Origin of the sequence: Pseudomonas sp. NFACC45 (assembly GCF_900113505.1) — a bacterium.
GTDB classification, from domain to species: Bacteria; Pseudomonadota; Gammaproteobacteria; order Pseudomonadales; family Pseudomonadaceae; genus Aquipseudomonas; species Aquipseudomonas tehranensis.
On record NZ_FOPO01000008.1, the window covers coordinates 293,328 to 309,386 of the forward strand.

Below are 16,059 nucleotides of genomic sequence, written 5' to 3' on the forward strand. Positions count from 1 at the left end.
GTTAACGTAAGCCTGTGACGAATGACTGTCAATCACCCTTTACGTTAACGTCAACTTGCGCCACAGTAAGTGCGCTTGAGTCAGCAGGTTCACCGATACACCCACTAATAAAGACAAGAGGGGTCATCATGGATCAACCCGGTTCGCAATCGCAGCTCAGCTACACCCGCGGCTCTCAGGACAAGACTCTACTGGCGCACACCATCGGCGAGGCCTTCGATCAGACTGTGGCCCGGTATCCCGATGGCGAGGCGTTGGTGGTTCGCCATCAATCGTTGCGTTATACCTGGCGGCAACTGGCCGAAGCCGTCGACTTGCACGCCCGAGCCCTATTGGCGCTGGGCTTGAAAGCCGGCGACCGTCTTGGCGTGTGGGCCCCCAACTGTGCTCAGTGGTGCATCAGCCAGTTCGCCAGTGCGAAGATCGGTGTCATTCTGGTCAACATCAACCCGGCGTATCGCAGTTCCGAACTCGAATACGTGCTCAAGCAGTCGGGTTGCCAATGGCTGGTCTGCGCCGCAGCGTTCAAAACCTCGAATTATCACGCCATGGTGCAAGCGCTTGCGCCTGAGCTGGCGCAGCAGTCGATAGGTCAGTTGCACAGCGAGGGTCTGCCGGAGCTACGCGGGGTCATCAGTCTGGATGCTCAACCCCCCTCAGGTTTTTTGCCCTGGTCGCAACTGGCAGCCCTTGGCGCTGCGGTTTCGCCTGAGCAACTGGTCGAGCGCCAAGCCAGTCTGCATCATGATGACCCGGTGAATATCCAGTACACCTCCGGCACCACCGGGTTTCCCAAGGGCGCAACCCTCAGCCATCACAACATCCTCAACAATGGTTACATGGTCGGCGAAAGCCTGGGACTGACGGCGAGCGACCGGCTGGTGATCCCGGTACCGCTCTACCATTGTTTTGGCATGGTCATGGGCAATCTGGGCTGCATGACCCACGGCAGCACCATGATCTACCCCAACGACGCCTTCGATCCGTTGCTGACCCTGCGTACCGTGGCTGAAGAAAAAGCCACGGCGCTGTATGGCGTGCCCACCATGTTCATCGCCATGCTGGACCAGCCGCAACGAGGCGATTTTGATTTGTCCAGCCTGCGCACCGGGATCATGGCCGGGGCCACTTGCCCCATTGAGGTGATGCGCCGGGTCATCAGCGAGATGCACATGGCCCAAGTGCAAATTGCCTACGGCATGACGGAAACCAGTCCTGTGTCGTTGCAGACCGGTCCTTCAGACGAGCTGGAGTTGCGCGTGACCACCGTTGGCCGTACCCAGCCGCAGTTGGAAAGCAAGATCGTCGACGAGGCCGGCAATATCGTTCCCCGTGGCACCATCGGTGAGTTGTGTACCCGTGGCTACAGCGTGATGCTCGGTTACTGGAACAACCCCAAGGGCACCGCCGACGCCATCGATCGGGACGGTTGGATGCACACCGGCGACCTGGCGAGCATGGACGAACAGGGTTACGTCTGCATCGTCGGGCGCAACAAGGACATGATCATCCGTGGTGGTGAGAACATTTACCCGCGTGAGCTGGAAGAATTCTTCTTCACTCACCCCGCTGTTGCTGATGTGCAAGTGATCGGCATTCCGTGCTCGCGCTACGGTGAAGAAATCGTCGCCTGGATCAAGTTCCATCCCGGCCACAGTGCCACCGAGCAAGCATTGCAGGCCTGGTGCAAAGAGCGCATTGCTCACTTCAAGACGCCACGTCATTTCAAGTTCGTCGAGGAGTTCCCGATGACCGTGACCGGCAAGATCCAGAAGTTTCGCATGCGCGAAATCAGCATTGAAGAACTGCGTGATAAAGAAGGCTGAACAAGATCCTCTGTGGGAGCGGGCTTGCTCGCGAAGACGGCGGCATAGTCAACATTTATGTCGCTTGGCACACCGCTTTCGCGAGCAAGCCCGTTCCCACAAGAAAATAGCAAACGCCAGACAGCACAAAGGGGAGCCGAAGCTCCCCTTTAATTTTGTCGTCACGTGCTCTTTTTTTATTATTGAGGGGCGGCCTGTTGTTGTTTTTAGTAGCCGTGACCCTTTACCGCTGTTTTGGTGATCCCCATCCGGGATCAAGAGCAAACGTATTTTTTTGAGCGCTGATCTGCTTTTTCGCTTTGCGATCCAACCGATTCGGGGGCTACCTGAAGGTAGTTTTATTGTTCTCTGCCCGGTTGCGGGTTGCTCCTGAAAGCACCCTGAAAAGCCCATCTTCTCCAAAAAAATCTGTTAGCTGCGCCTCTGTCGTGTTGTTTTTGTTATGTCAGAGTCGTTTCGTCTTGTTTTTATTGGGTTTGTCGCTTTTTTTATTCTTGTTATGCCAGAGATATAGCAGGTGCCGTGCCAACTTTTAAAAAATGAACAAAATCAATTAGTTATAGATTACGGTAGAAAAAGCTGTCAGACCAAACCTGACAAATTGTTTCCGTGTTACTCGTTTCGTAGCTGTTACACAGGGAGCGGTAACACCTCACTGTGCGGCGCGCGCCTTGGCTACCCGCGAACCGGTAGGGCGACCCAGCACGTCACAGATCTGCCGGCCGGCACCCATCAGTGCGTCCAGATCGACGCCGGTTTCAATGCCCAGGCCATTGAGCAGGTACAACACGTCTTCGGTAGCAACGTTACCGCTGGCGCCCTTGGCATACGGGCAACCGCCCAGGCCTGCGATAGAACTGTCGAACACGGCGATGCCTTCCAGCAGACTGGCGTAGACGTTGGCCATGGCTTGGCCGTAGGTATCGTGGAAGTGCCCGGCAAGCTTGTCCCTGGGCACTTGTGCCGAAACCACTTCGAACATCTTGCGTGTGGCGCCAGCGGTGCCGGTGCCGATGGTGTCCCCCAAGGACACCTCGTAGCAGCCCATTGCGTACAGTTCGTGGGCGACCCACGCCACTTGTTCGGGCTTGACCGCGCCTTCGTACGGGCAGCCCAGCACGCAGGAGACGTAACCGCGCACGTTGACACCGTTCTGCCGGGCGGCTTCCATGATCGGCACGAAGCGCTCAAGGCTTTCCTTGATGGAACAGTTGATGTTGCGCTGGGAGAACGCTTCGGACGCGGCGGCGAACACGGCGACCTCTTTCACGCCGGCCGCCAGCGCGTCTTCAAACCCCCGCAGGTTCGGCGCCAGGGCGCCATAGGTGACGCCGGGTTTGCGCTGGATCTGCGCGAACACCTCGGCGGAACCGGCCATTTGCGGCACCCACTTGGGCGAGACAAAGCTGCCGACTTCGATATAACCCAGGCCGGCGGCGCTCAGGGCATCCACCAGGCGCACTTTGTCGGCGACACTGATGGGTTGTGCTTCATTCTGCAGGCCGTCGCGGGGGCCAACTTCAATCAGGCGTACAAAGGAGGGAAGGGACATGGGGATTGACCTGTAGTTGAGTGCGCCGATCCTATGTGGGAGCGGGCTTTCTCGCGAAAGCAGTGTGACAGTCGCCAGATGAGCTGAATGTAAGTCTGCATTCGCGAGCAAGCCCGCTCCCACATGGGATTGGCGTCGTTATTGGATGAATTCCTGGCCTTTGATCGTCTGCTCCAGGGCCTGGATGCAGCGTTCTTCGGCGGTGTCGAGTTCCAGTTTCATCTGTTCGATGTCCAGCAGTTGCTGTTCAAGCTGCTCCCGGCGCTCGGTGATCTTCGCCAGCATGCTGTGCAGTTGTTTCTGATTGCCGCTGGTGGGGTCGTAGAGTTCGATCAGTTCACGGCACTCGGCCAGGGAAAAACCGATGCGTTTGCCTCGCAGGATCAGCTTCAGGCTGACCTTGTCCCGAGGTGAATAAATGCGTTCCTGGCCACGTCGCTCCGGGCTCAGCAGGCCTTGCTCTTCATAGAAGCGGATGGCCCGGGTGGTGATATCCAGTTCGCGGGCGAGGTCGGAGATGCTGTAGGTCTGGCTGCTCATGGAAGCGCTCGAAACGAAAGGGGCTGGCGCTAAGCTAATGGCAGGTTGACGTTCACGTCAAGCAGTCGTAGGTGCGTTGCCTGTACAGACCTATTCGCGAGCAAGCCCGCTCCCACAGGTTCTGCGTTGTACACAAATGTTGCGTGTACTGCAGGTCCAATGTGGGAGCGGGCTTGCTCGCGAAGAACGATGACGCGGTCCTCAGTTTTACACCACCTTATCAAGCTTTTTCTCATGCGCCGTCACCTGCTGGCACAGCTCGATCATTTGTTCGCGCATCCAGCGGTTGGCCGGGTCCTGGTCGGTGCTTTCATGCCAGTAGAGATGGGTTTCCACGGGGGGCACATCGTTGACCGGCAACACAAAGGCATGCAGATCGTGACGACGGGCAAAGCGCTCGGGGACGGTCATGACCATGTCGGTCTGTTGCAACACCTGGGACGCCATCAAGTAATGCTGGGAGCGCAGGGCGATCTTGCGCTGGATGCCCATCTTGCCCAGGGCCAGGTCGACATAACCCAGACCGTTACGGCGGCTGGAAATATGCACATGAGTTTGGGCCAGGTAATCATCGAGGCTGATTTTTTCCTTGCTCGCCAGTGGGTGCCCCTTGCGCATGGCGCACACGTACCGGTCCTCCATCAGCTTGACGTGGCGTACTTGCGGGTCGGTATTGAGTGGCGCGTCGACGGCGAAGTCGAGGCGACCGGCGGCCAACTCCTTGGTGGTTTCACGGCGCTTGGACAGGAAACTCTCGATGGCCACGGTCGGCGCCAGGCGTCGCAGGCGCTGGAACAGCAGTGGCAGGATCACGCCTTCGGTAAGGTCGGTCATGCTGATGCGGTAGGTCTTGACCGCTTGCAGCGGATTGAAGATCCGGCTTTCCTGCACCGACACCCGCAACAGTGACAAGGCATTGCGCACCGGGCCAATGATGTTCTGGGCCATGGGCGTGGGCACCATGCCTTGGGCCGTGCGCACGAACAGCGGGTCATTGAAGGTCTCGCGCAAACGCGCCAGGGCATTGGACACCGCCGGCTGAGTGATGCCGACGATCTGCCCGGCGCGGGTCAGGTTGGCTTCGGTGTAGATCGCATCAAAGACGATGAAAAGGTTGAGGTCGACCTTGCTCAGATTCATGGCGCTGCACTCTTGTTATTGGGCTTGTTCTTAAGCTTGTTGTGAGGTGCCGGGTGGCGATGCAAATCAGTGAACCATATATCGGTGATGAATGTTAATACACGCCGAGAATAGGTTAGGTAAATTTTCGTAGCTGAACTAGCATCGATTTCATGACCTAAAAACAACCTCTGCCAAGAAGGTGCTTCTCATGGATTTTGCGTATTCCCCCAAGGTTCAGGAACTGCGTGAACGTGTCACCGCGTTCATGGACGCCTACGTATACCCGGCTGAAGCAGTGTTCGAGCGACAAGTGGCCGAAGGCGACCGCTGGCAGCCCACCGCCATCATGGAAGAGCTCAAGGCCAAGGCCAAAGCCGAGGGGCTGTGGAATCTGTTCCTGCCCGAGTCTGAGCTGGGCGCTGGCCTGACCAACCTCGAATACGCGCCGTTGGCAGAGATCATGGGTCGTTCGTTGCTGGGGCCGGAGCCGTTCAACTGCTCGGCGCCGGACACGGGCAACATGGAAGTGTTGGTGCGTTACGCCAATGAAGAACAGAAACAACGCTGGCTGGAACCGCTGCTGCGCGGCGAGATCCGCTCGGCCTTCGCCATGACCGAGCCGGACGTTGCTTCTTCGGACGCCACCAACATGGCCGCCCGCGCCGAGCGCGATGGCGACGAGTGGGTGATCAACGGCAAGAAGTGGTGGACCTCTGGGGCCTGTGATCCGCGCTGCAAGATTCTGATCTTCATGGGCCTGAGCAACCCCGACGCGCCGCGTCATGCCCAGCACTCGATGATTCTGGTGCCGGTGGACACACCTGGGGTAAAAATCGTACGTCCGCTGCCGGTATTCGGCTACGACGATGCGCCCCACGGCCACGCCGAAGTGTTGTTCGACAATGTGCGGGTGCCGTACGAAAACGTCTTGCTGGGCGAAGGGCGCGGTTTTGAAATTGCCCAGGGTCGCCTCGGCCCGGGCCGGATCCACCACTGCATGCGTTCCATCGGCATGGCCGAGCGTGCATTGGAGTTGATGTGCAAACGTGCCGTCAGCCGCACCGCCTTCGGCCAGCCATTGGCGCGCCTGGGCGGCAACGTCGACAAGATCGCCGATTCACGGATGGAAATCGACATGGCGCGCCTGCTGACCTTGAAAGCGGCGTACATGATGGACACCGTCGGTAATAAGGTCGCCAAGAGTGAGATCGCCCAGATCAAGGTCGTTGCGCCGAACGTGGCCTTGAAGGTCATCGACCGGGCAATCCAGATCCATGGTGGCGCCGGGGTTTCCAACGATTTCCCGTTGGCCTACATGTACGCCATGCAACGCACCTTGCGCCTGGCCGACGGCCCGGATGAAGTGCACCGCGCCGCCATCGGCAAGTTCGAAATCGGCAAGTACGTGCCCAAGGAGATGTTGCGCAGCGGGCGTTGAAGGCTTCGTTTAGCGGCTTTCTATTGGATGAGCCAGTCCAGAGTCCACCGCCATCCCCTGTGGGAGCGGGCTTGCTCGCGAATGCGGTTTGTCTGAACAGTTGATGTTGAATGTGCCTGTGTCTTCGCGAGCAAGCCCGCTCCCACAGTTGATTGCAGGCGTCCATTAATGGATGACCCTGTGGGAGCGAGCCTGCTCGCGATGCGTCCTGCAATGTGACGCGGGAAGTCAGCTCACTCCTTGACGCTCATGTATTCCTCGGCCCAACGGATGTAATCCTCGGGCTGGGTGTACGTGTGGGTCAGCTCGGTGGCGCTCAGGTCCGACGCCTGGGTGAAGATCTGCCGCTGTTCGCGCAGGCTGTCATAGGTGGCTTTGATCGCGGCGAAGTAGGCACCGTGACCATCAATGGTGACGCGAACGCCGAGCTCTGCCAGGCGTTTGTCGTCACGCAGCAATGGATTGCCATAGGTGACGAGCATCAACGGCACGCTCAGGTTTTCGCTGATCTGCGCCAGGTGGTCGAAGTCCTGCACACCCACCATGCAAATCCCGTCGGCGCCGGCACGTTCATATTGCTGGGTCCGACTGATGATTTCCTGGACCGGTAAGATCCCGGCGTTGGTGCGGGCAATGATCGCCATTTCCGGGTCGACCCGGGCTTCCAGCGCTGCGCGAATCTTGCCGACGCCTTCGGCAACGCCGATCAGGTCGGTGGATTTGCGGCCGAACTGGGCCGGCAGCAGCGTGTCTTCGATGGTCAGGGCCGCCACGCCGGCGCGTTCGAGTTCGATGATGGTGCGCATTACGTTCAGGGCGTTGCCATAACCGTGATCGGCGTCGGCAATTACCGGCAGTTGGGCTACGCGGCCAATGCGCGTGGCCTGCTCGGCGAATTCGCTGAGTGTGATGAGGGCAAAGTCCGGCGCCCCCAACACTTGCAGCGACGCGACCGAGCCTCCCAGTATCCCTACTTCAAAACCCAGGTCGGCGGCGATGCGCGCTGACATCGGATCAAACACCGAGGCGGTGTGGTAACAGGTTTCGCTCGCCAGCAGTTGGCGAAAGTTGCGACGCAAGTCTTGATGGGAAAGCCTGGGCATATGAGTTCCACCATTGGAATGGAAAGGCTTGAGCAAAAGTGTCAACGCCGAAAGATCCAAAGGCTATCACGGGCAAGGTTCAAAGATGATGACGAATGTGCATAGGGGATGCTTGCGCCGAATAGAGGGGCTGCAGACCTGACGGTTTGCAGCCTGGCAAATACCATCACCCGATGGGCAGTCAGTCCTTGATCGGTACGCTCCAGATCTGTTTGATTTCATGGATGTTGCCGACGTTGTAACGAGTCGGGAATCCAGGAATCGTGCAGTAGATTTCGTTCTCCAGCTGCGTTGAGGTATCGATCACATGGCTACCTGCCCGCAGTAAGGGCACTTCAGTCCAGTTTTTCATCAGGTTATTCATGGTTTTCTCCTTCTTTTGTTACCGGGCAGAGAAAGACTGCTCGGGGTTTAGTAATGACAGCGTGTCGTTAAACAGCGCTACTTCCTGTGTAGCGATGCCGGGGTAAAGCGGTGTGTAATTATTATCGAAGCACCAGGCCTCGTCAGTTTTGGTCGGGTGTTCGGGGTGAATAAGCAAACTCAGTGATGCGGACATGGTGTGCGGCGCGATTTGTTTATGGACTTCCCGAAGTGCAGGCATGTACAGAACTTCACCCGGAGCAAGTTTAAGTACTCGTGCTTTGCCCAGTCGAGGTGTTTTGCCCGCTTGCAGTGGAAAGCCATCGAGTATTTCACGTATGAGCGTTGTGTAGCCCTCGCCACTATAGCCGACTGCATACATTTCAAAGTCATGGTTGTGATTCAGGTTGTAGATGAAAGTTTCGCTCTCATCCTGGGTTTGCACTGGCGACCAGAACCCCAGTCGAAGGGTAAATAGATTATTGCTGAACAGTACAAATGCATAGGCATGGTAGAGACTGTTGCGTGGAACAAAACCGTGTTGCTGGATCGTGGCGTACAAATGGTTGCTCAATAAAGAACGGTTGGTTGCCAGCTGACGCAAATCCGCAATGATTTTGCTTTTGTCTCTTTGCATGTCATAAGTTTCCAGGCGCTCGACAAAGGTCTCCAGATTCATGCCGCTTTCTCCAGCGGAGCAAGTAAATTGTCCAGTCGTGTGTCCTGGCGTTTTTTCAGGAGCGGGACGTAATTCAATGCGATCTGTGGGTCAGCCTGATAAAGCATCTGGAAGGCTTTCCACGCCACGGCGGGGTGGTAGTGATAGACCAGTTCCTCGGCAACCCTTGTCCTCTCGGGGTCCTGGAGCGTTTCGAGTAACTCAAGACTCACCAGATACCGGGCAGCACTTTCGTCGTGAGGCAGCCAGGCAACTTTGCGCAATGAGACACGGTGAAACACGCTGATGTCTGCACTTCTGTCTGGCCAGTTGATCCTGCCCATCAATCCACCGGATTCAAAGTCCAATGGCAAGTAGTCAAATACTGTTAGGCTGCCATCAATGATCAGCGGACTGTTTTTGTCGATGATCACTGCATCGCTTTTTTCAAGTTGATGCGAATTCAGGGTATATCGCTGAACTTTGAAAGGGCGGTCGACCGCGAACACGATGCTTTGTCCGGGCACTGAGTATAGAGGCGATGAAGCTGTTTCGGCTGTAAGTGCCTTGATGCTTATATTGCCAATGCTTGTACGGTGTAATGTAATGGTGCCTGTGTGCAGGTTGGTAATGTTCATGATGGCCGCGCGTCGGGATTGCGCTGTGGCAAATGTAGATTGAGCACCCAGGTGAGTGATCAGTTGATTGATTTCTGCTGTCATGTCTAATGTTTTTATTTTATCCACTATGTGTTCTGGCGGAAGTTTTTTGGTAATTAGAGTGTTTAGCATGAATATAGTCGTGGCAGTGGGTCGGTGTTTGAAAGTATGAGTTTTGTGTGGGTGAGAGGCAATTATGGAATTGTCGGCAAGTATTACTGTCCAGCGCGCTTCTATTAATTAACTCTGCAGCGCAGGGCGTTAGCGCGGATAAATCACAGCATGGCCCTCACGTTACGGGAGGGATTGAAGAGGAGCACGACAAGTTGTAAGCAATGATTGATTTGACCAAGATGCCGGCAAAGGGGCGGAGGCTGATGCGTGTCCGTGGACGAAGTCTTTGTGCTCGAACCAGGCCTACGCCGCCACCGCCTGCCGCCCCTGTTTAAGCAACGCCACGGCGCGCACCGTGTCACCTGGTTGCATTTGCAGACGTTTGGCCGTGAGGCGGTCCACCAGCAGGCTGTGGCCGTGCAGGTGTGCTCGGGCACTGGTAACGCGGCAGCTCGCCAGCCGTCGGTTATGGATCAGCCAGAGCGGTGCCTGTTCGTCCGGCGTGCCGATGGCCAGGGTCAGCGACTGGCTGTCGCGTACGGTCCGGATTTTCGCCACTGGCGCTTCGATCACCGGGCCGCCATCGAAGATGTCGATGTAGCCTTTATGGGTAAAACCCTCGGCGCCGAGGATTTTCAGGGCCGGCTCGGTGTTCGGGTGGGCCCTGCCGATAGCCGCCTGGGCCTGTTCGGTGAGCAGGCAGGTGTACAGCGGTTGGCGCGGCATCAGCTCGGCGATGAAGGATTTGTTGCCCATGCCGGACAATTGGTCGGCGTAGCTGAAGTCTTTCTGGAAGAAGTGCCGGCCCAGGCTGTCCCAGAACGGTGAGCAGCCGTGCTCGTCGGCGTGCCCTCGCAACTCGGCGATCAGTTTCTCACCGAACAACTGGGAAAACTCGGCCACGAACAGCAAGCGCGCCAGGGACAGCAGGCGTCCGTTATGGCCGCGGCGTTGTTCGGGATGCAGGAACAAGGAACAGATCTCCGATTGCCCGGTCATCTCATTGTTGAGGAACAGCGTGGGTATCTGCCGCTGGATGCCCAGTTCAGGCGCGGAGCTGACGGTGACCCCGACTCGATAGTTGTACCAGGGCTCACGTAGCCCGACCGCGCCGGTCAGGGCGCTGATACCGACTACTTGCCGATCATCGTCCTCGAGCACGAACAGGTAATCGGCATCGGCGCGTTCGACTTGTCCGGCAAAGGTGCGCTGGGCCCAGCGCACTCGATGGGCCAGGCGTTCTTCGTTGGCCGGCAGACTGGTGAACCCGGGACCCGCGCAATGGGCCAGGTCCAGCAAGGCGGGCAGATCCGTCAGAGCGACCGGGCGCACAATCATGATGCAGCTCCTTCATCGTGCCAGTCGGAGCGCTGATGCCAGGCGGGGAATCGCGTCAGGTTCATAGCGCAACCACCCGGGCCCGCTCGCCATCGGTGATACCCAGTGCTGCCAGCATCTGCGGTGTCAGGGACACGGTGCCCTCGGCACTGACCTCAAGCTCGGCCACGATGGCCCGGTAATTCTTCAAGCCGTCGTTGCTCAGCAGAAAGCGCCCGCCCAGGTCAATGTTTGAGCATTGTCGGGCCGTGGCTATACAGCTTTGGGTGATGGAGCGGATGTTCGCCACACGAGCATGCAGTGTCGGCCCGCCGTCGAAGATATCCACGTAGCTGTTGGTTTCGAAACCCTCGCGCTCCAGGATGTCGAAGGCTTCCTGGCCGTCGGGATGCACCCGACCGATACAGGCTTGGGCCGCCTGAGACAGCATGGGTACATAAATCGGGTATTGCGGCATCAGTTCGGCGAGAAAGGTGCGGCTCTGCAGCCCGCACAAGCGTTCGGCTTCGGCGTAGGGCAGGTCGAAAAAATGCTGGCCGACGGCATCCCAGAATGGTGACTGACCATCATCGCTGCTGAAGCCAACGATCTCGGTGATCACTGATTCGGCAAAACGTTGCGGATGGGCGGCGATGAACATCAGTCGCGCCCGGGACAGAAGCTCCGATTCCGGCGTGCGTACCCGTTCGGCGTCGATATGAAAGCCGCGCAGCAGTGTCTGGCCATTGAGGTCCTGGCACAGCGACAGCGCGGGTACGCCGTGCTGGATGTTCAATTCCCGGGACTCGCTGGTAAACGGTCGATGACGCAGACTGTAGAACGGCTCATTGCAGCCGGTGCTGGCGAGAATCTCGGAACAGCCGGTCAATTGCCCGGATGCCAGGTCCTCCAGGACGAAGAAATAATTCTCTGCGCCAGGGCTCTGCACGTCGGTCTCGAACGAGGCACATGAATCGAGGATTTTGTCCCTCAGGCGTTCGGTATCGTCGGGAAGCGATGTGACGCCCACCAGACTGTCACGGGCCAGTTGCTGCAATTGCGGCAGGTCGCTTAATTGAACTGGACGTAAGGCCAGCATGGATTGCACTCCTTTTCCAAAGAGCCCGGTGACGTGCACCGGGCTTGACGATCACTGTCGATGTCCACGCATTGTGACGACGGCTGGTCGAACCCCTTCGACCGCCGATCCTCACTGTCCCGCAGGGTCAGGCAGGGCAGTATCGGTGCCGAACTTATTGAGCACGGCCAGATAGACCAGGCCTGCGGCAATCCATATCAAGCCGAGCTTCTGCGCATCCACGCCCATGTTGTACATGATGGCCGCGACAATGCCGAAGCCGATCAAAGGGCAGATCAGGTGGCGAATCACCTGGCCGGACCGCTGGCGGCGCCAGTGATGGTTGATCACGGTGATATGCAACAACATGAAGCCGCTCAAGGCGCCGAAATTGACCAGGGAAGTCAGGGTGTCCACGGCATCGATGAACAGGTAGCAGATCAACAGCGACAGCACCGCTACCAGATAAATGCTCAAGTATGGGGTGTTATGTTTCGGATGGACCTTGGCCAACACCTTGGGCAACTTGCCGTCCCGGGCCATGCCGAACAACAGCCGCGATACCGCCGCTTGCGAGGTGATCGCCACAGCTACGCCCCAGGCCAGCGCCGTGGCGACGGCGGTCAAAGTGGCCAGCCAACTGCCGGCCGCCAACTCGGCGATTTCATAAAACGCGGTATCGGCCGATTTGAAGCCCATACCGGCCGCCAGGTCGGTGGCAATCCAGGTCTGCACGACGAAAATCACTCCCATCACCAGCAGCGTGATCAACGCCGCCTTGCCCACGCTGCGCCCCGGATCATTCTTGATTTCTTCGGCCAGGGTGGAAATGGCATCGAAGCCCAGGAACGACAACACGGCGATGGACACGGCCTGCATCAACAGCGCGAAATCAAAACGCTCCGGGCTGTACAGCGGCGCCAGGGTCAGTTGGCCGTTACCGGCGCCACCCTGCAAGGCATTCCAGGCGTAGAACAGGAAAATGGCCAGTACCATCAGTTGCGCCAGCAGGAAAATGATATTCATCCGTGCGGTGAAGGTGATACCCCGCAGATTGACGAAGGTCGCGCTGACCAGGAATGCCAGAATGAAACCGACCTTGGGAACGTCCGGGTACAGATGGTTCAGTGCCATGGCGGCGTAGACATAGAGCAGGGGCGGGATCAGCAGATAGTCCAGCAGCATCAGCCAACCGGCGATGAAGCCCACGTGTGGGTTAAGGCCCCGTTGCGCGTAGGAATAGACGGAGCCGGCCACCGGAAAAGCCCTGGCCATACTGCCGTAGCTCAAGGCCGTGAAGAGCATCGCCACCATGCCGATGATATACGCCAACGGCACCATCCCCGGCGCCTCGGCGTTGACGTAGCCATACACGCCGAACGGTGCGATGGGGATCATGAAAATCATCCCGTACACCACCAGGTCCGTCAGCGACAGGCTGCGCTTCAATTCCTGTTTATAGCCAAATGCCTCGATACTCATAAGCCGTTCTCCCTCTCAGCTGTGTGTGGGTGTGCTCTTGCTTGTCGCTTGCCGCTCAAATCTTGCCGCTGCTTTCCTACAACAACGGCGCCAGATAAGCACTCCAGGCCTGCACCGCTGTCGGGCTGCGTAGCAGGTCGTTGCGCACTTCGATCAATACCGAATCCAGGCCGCGTCCATCGCCATGTACCGGAACCGTCATATCGGTCGAAGGGTTGATCTTGTACGGCTGGTTGCCGGCGACCCGCAGCGAGTGCCGGCTTAGCCCGTCGACGATGCGCTGGGCATAGTCCTTGGCCTCGCCGAACAGCACGCCCGCTTCCAGGGCGCGCGGTTGGCCGTAGAACACCGGCGTAAAACTGTGGATACCCACCACCCGCACCGTCCGGTTGTCGGCCAGACGCTGGTCGATCAACGCTCGCAGTCGATCATGGAAGGGATGGAACAGGCACCGCTGGCGATATTCACGGGTGGCCTCATCCAGGGACTGGTTGCCCGGAATCTGGTAGATCTCGCTCTGGTGCGGGATGCTGTCGGCGACGTGAAGGGGACGGTTCAGGTCGATCAGCAGCCGTGAATAGTTGGCCGCCAGCAAGGTCGCTCCAAGGGTTTCGGACAGTTGTTCGGCCAGCGCCAGGGCACCGATATCCCAGGCAATGTGCTCCTGGGCCGCCGTCTCATCCAGGCCAAGGTCGTTCAACGCGGCGGGAATAAAGCGGTCGGCGTGTTCACACACCAGGATCAACGGGTGTTCGGCGTCTTCCCGGATCAGGCGATAAGTCGGCCCGGTATAAAGGCCCGATTCAGCACATTCAATAGATTCGCGCATAGTGCTCACACAGCTCGGCAGGTGACAGCGCCTGGGTCAAGGCCAGCTCCTGGGCCTTCAAGGCGAAATAGGTTTCGACCAGCGGGCCGGGCAGGGCTTCGAACAGCGCCCCGCTGTGGCGCAGGCAATCCAGCGCCTGGGCCAGGGTCGTCGGCAGGGGGATAATGCCACGGGCACGACGTTGTTCTTCGTTCAATTCATCGGGTATTTCATCGGTGACCGCCGTGAGCGCCAGCCGTTGCTCGATGCCCAGTCGCCCGGCGATCAACAGCGCCGCCAGCGCCAGGTGCGGCGAAGCGGTGGCGTCCATGGCGCGAAATTCCAGGTTGTACTGGGTCGCCACCGGTTTTCCGCTCACGCTCACCGTCGGGCAGATGCGCAACGCCGCTTCGCGGTTACGTTGCCCCAGGCAGGCGTAGGATGCGCTCCAGTGATGGGGTTGCAGCCGCTCATAGGACACCGGTGTCGGCGCGGTGATCGCGCACAGGGCGGGCAGATAGCGCAGCACCCCGGCGGCCCAGTGCTGGCCCAGGTCCGACAGGCCGTTGGCGCCGCCAGCATCATGCAGCACGGGGACGCCGTCCAGGTCTTGCAGACTCATGTGCAAATGCACGCCGTTGCACACGGCATGTTCCGAAGTCTTGGGGGCGAAACTCACCTCCAGGCCCATCTGCCGGGCGATCTCCCGGGTGATTTCCCGCACGTTCACCGCACGGTCGGCGGCGGCCACGCCCAGGGTCGGGCGGCAGGTGATTTCATATTGATGCTTGCCGTATTCCGGCAGGAACATTTCCGGTTCGACGCCGCCTGCCCGCAATGCGCTGAGCAACCATCCGGCGAACCCGGCCTGCTGGCGCTGGGCCTGGAGGCTGAAGGCCAGGCGATCCGGTTGGGGGTGAGGGGTATCGAGGTTGAATTCATGCTCGAACGCGGCGAACACCTGCAGGCCCAGCTCGGCGCGATAACGTTGCACTTCGTCATGCAGCAATGTGCGAGGGCAAGCGCCCCAGGGCCGACCATCGGTTTCCCGCACATCGCAATGAATGAAATCCAGGGCAGGCGCCTGGGCATCCGGGCCATTGTCGACAGTGACCCGGCTGGAGAGGTCCGGGATCAGTCGCAGGTCGCCATAAGCGCCCCACGGGTTGGCCGAGGCGATGATGTCCTGGGGCGTCAGCGCACTGTTGGCCGGCACCCAGCCACAACCGGCGTCGACGTAATGGGGCAGTTCATCACTGGGCAAGGAGCGACCGCGGGTCACGCCGATCAGGTCGGTGCAGACCAGCGTGGACACGGGCAGCGGGGCCAGGGGCGTCGCGGGATCGAGACGGCTCACGGTTGCATCTCCTGCAACCGACCGAGCACGGTGTCGGTATCGGTGATCCAGCAATAACCTTTGAGCGCATTCAGGCAGGCCAGATGACGTTGTTCGCTGTAAGTGGCGCAGGCATCTTCCACCAGTGTGACCAGATAGCCGCGGTCGGCGGCGTCGCGCACGGCCATGTCGACGCACTGGTCGGTGACGATGCCGGCGATGATCAGATGACGGGTCTGCAGGTTGCGCAGCACGTAATCGATGTTGGTGGAGTTGAAGACCCCCGAAGACGTCTTGGGCAGCACGATCTCATTTTCCTGCGGTGCCAACTCGGCGATGATCTGGGCTTGCGGGCTGTCTTTGGGCAGGTGCATGTCCGACAGCTTGTGGTCCAGCGAGCGATCGCGACCATCGGCAGTCAGGCTCTGGATGTGGGTGTGCAACACGTTTTGCTGCGCCGCCCGCACCGCTTCGAGCAGGCGCTGCTGATTGGGGATCACCTGCTGGCGGGCACGGCGGATGAAATAGTCGGCCTCGGGCGTGGCCAGGTGGGCATCGAATTGCGGTTCCAGCCAGGCGCGTTGCATGTCCACCAGCAGCAAGGCGGTATGGTCGCAGGTGAATGGCAAATCCCGAGGGGAGTGGTGAGGGAGCGAGAACATC

General features: G+C 58.9%; 15 protein-coding genes. 2 read left to right on the forward strand and 13 right to left on the reverse strand.

The annotated features are described in order from the left end of the window. The first annotated feature begins 128 nt into the window (after positions 1-128). Positions 129-1,826 carry an AMP-binding protein gene (locus tag BM132_RS16945; protein ID WP_092457062.1) on the forward strand — a complete coding sequence of 566 codons (1,698 nt, stop codon included), beginning with the start codon at positions 129-131 and terminating at the stop codon, positions 1,824-1,826. A gap of 652 nt (positions 1,827-2,478) precedes the next feature. On the opposite strand, the gene BM132_RS16955 is transcribed toward BM132_RS16945, so the two are convergent. From BM132_RS16955 to BM132_RS16965, 3 genes are all read right to left on the reverse strand, one after another. Further along, a complete protein-coding gene (locus BM132_RS16955; protein WP_092457065.1) occupies positions 2,479-3,378 on the reverse strand; it encodes a hydroxymethylglutaryl-CoA lyase in 900 nt (299 codons plus the stop codon). A 138-nt stretch (positions 3,379-3,516) separates the two neighbouring features. Further along, complete coding sequence (locus tag BM132_RS16960; RefSeq protein WP_092400636.1) at positions 3,517-3,918, reverse strand: MerR family transcriptional regulator; 402 nt, start codon at positions 3,916-3,918, stop codon at positions 3,517-3,519. 207 nt (positions 3,919-4,125) lie between these two features. Beyond that, a complete protein-coding gene (locus BM132_RS16965; RefSeq protein WP_092400638.1) occupies positions 4,126-5,058 on the reverse strand; it encodes a LysR family transcriptional regulator in 933 nt (310 codons plus the stop codon). 190 nt (positions 5,059-5,248) lie between these two features. On the opposite strand from BM132_RS16965, the gene BM132_RS16970 reads away from it, so the two are divergent. Beyond that, positions 5,249-6,478 (forward strand): acyl-CoA dehydrogenase, encoded by a 1,230-nt coding sequence (locus tag BM132_RS16970; protein ID WP_047228463.1) that lies wholly within the window; start codon positions 5,249-5,251, stop codon positions 6,476-6,478. A gap of 233 nt (positions 6,479-6,711) precedes the next feature. Here the strand turns inward: BM132_RS16970 and BM132_RS16975 are convergent, their stop codons facing one another. The 10 genes from BM132_RS16975 to BM132_RS17020 form a co-directional block, all read right to left on the reverse strand. Then, positions 6,712-7,581 (reverse strand): isocitrate lyase/PEP mutase family protein, encoded by an 870-nt coding sequence (locus tag BM132_RS16975; protein WP_047228462.1) that lies wholly within the window; start codon positions 7,579-7,581, stop codon positions 6,712-6,714. Positions 7,582-7,762: 181 nt separating this feature from the next. Then, positions 7,763-7,945, reverse strand: a complete 183-nt coding sequence (locus BM132_RS16980) for a hypothetical protein (protein ID WP_092400640.1) — start codon at positions 7,943-7,945, stop codon at positions 7,763-7,765. 18 nt (positions 7,946-7,963) lie between these two features. After that, positions 7,964-8,623, reverse strand: coding sequence for a transposase (locus BM132_RS16985; protein WP_092457067.1), 660 nt, complete (start codon positions 8,621-8,623; stop codon positions 7,964-7,966). Further along, positions 8,620-9,393 carry a hypothetical protein gene (locus tag BM132_RS16990; protein WP_256244273.1) on the reverse strand — a complete coding sequence of 258 codons (774 nt, stop codon included), beginning with the start codon at positions 9,391-9,393 and terminating at the stop codon, positions 8,620-8,622. The genes BM132_RS16985 and BM132_RS16990 overlap by 4 nt, the downstream gene beginning before the upstream one ends. A 285-nt stretch (positions 9,394-9,678) precedes the next feature. Then, the gene (gene astA / locus BM132_RS16995) at positions 9,679-10,713 is read right to left on the reverse strand and encodes an arginine N-succinyltransferase (protein ID WP_092457070.1); all 1,035 of its coding nucleotides are present in this window, start codon (positions 10,711-10,713) and stop codon (positions 9,679-9,681) included. Between the two features lie 61 nt (positions 10,714-10,774). Then, positions 10,775-11,791 carry an arginine N-succinyltransferase gene (locus tag BM132_RS17000; RefSeq protein ID WP_092457073.1) on the reverse strand — a complete coding sequence of 339 codons (1,017 nt, stop codon included), beginning with the start codon at positions 11,789-11,791 and terminating at the stop codon, positions 10,775-10,777. A gap of 111 nt (positions 11,792-11,902) precedes the next feature. Continuing rightward, the gene (locus BM132_RS17005; RefSeq protein ID WP_092400648.1) at positions 11,903-13,252 is read right to left on the reverse strand and encodes an APC family permease; all 1,350 of its coding nucleotides are present in this window, start codon (positions 13,250-13,252) and stop codon (positions 11,903-11,905) included. Between the two features lie 76 nt (positions 13,253-13,328). Then, positions 13,329-14,081: an N-formylglutamate amidohydrolase gene (locus BM132_RS17010; RefSeq protein WP_092457076.1), complete on the reverse strand. Its 753-nt coding sequence runs from the start codon at positions 14,079-14,081 to the stop codon at positions 13,329-13,331. After that, complete coding sequence (locus BM132_RS17015; RefSeq protein ID WP_092457079.1) at positions 14,065-15,417, reverse strand: type I glutamate--ammonia ligase; 1,353 nt, start codon at positions 15,415-15,417, stop codon at positions 14,065-14,067. Before BM132_RS17015 ends, BM132_RS17010 begins: the two co-directional genes overlap by 17 nt. Next, on the reverse strand, positions 15,414-16,058 hold the full coding sequence (locus BM132_RS17020; RefSeq protein WP_092457082.1) for a cysteine hydrolase family protein: 645 nt from the start codon (positions 16,056-16,058) through the stop codon (positions 15,414-15,416). Before BM132_RS17020 ends, BM132_RS17015 begins: the two co-directional genes overlap by 4 nt. Position 16,059: the final 1 nt, after the last annotated feature.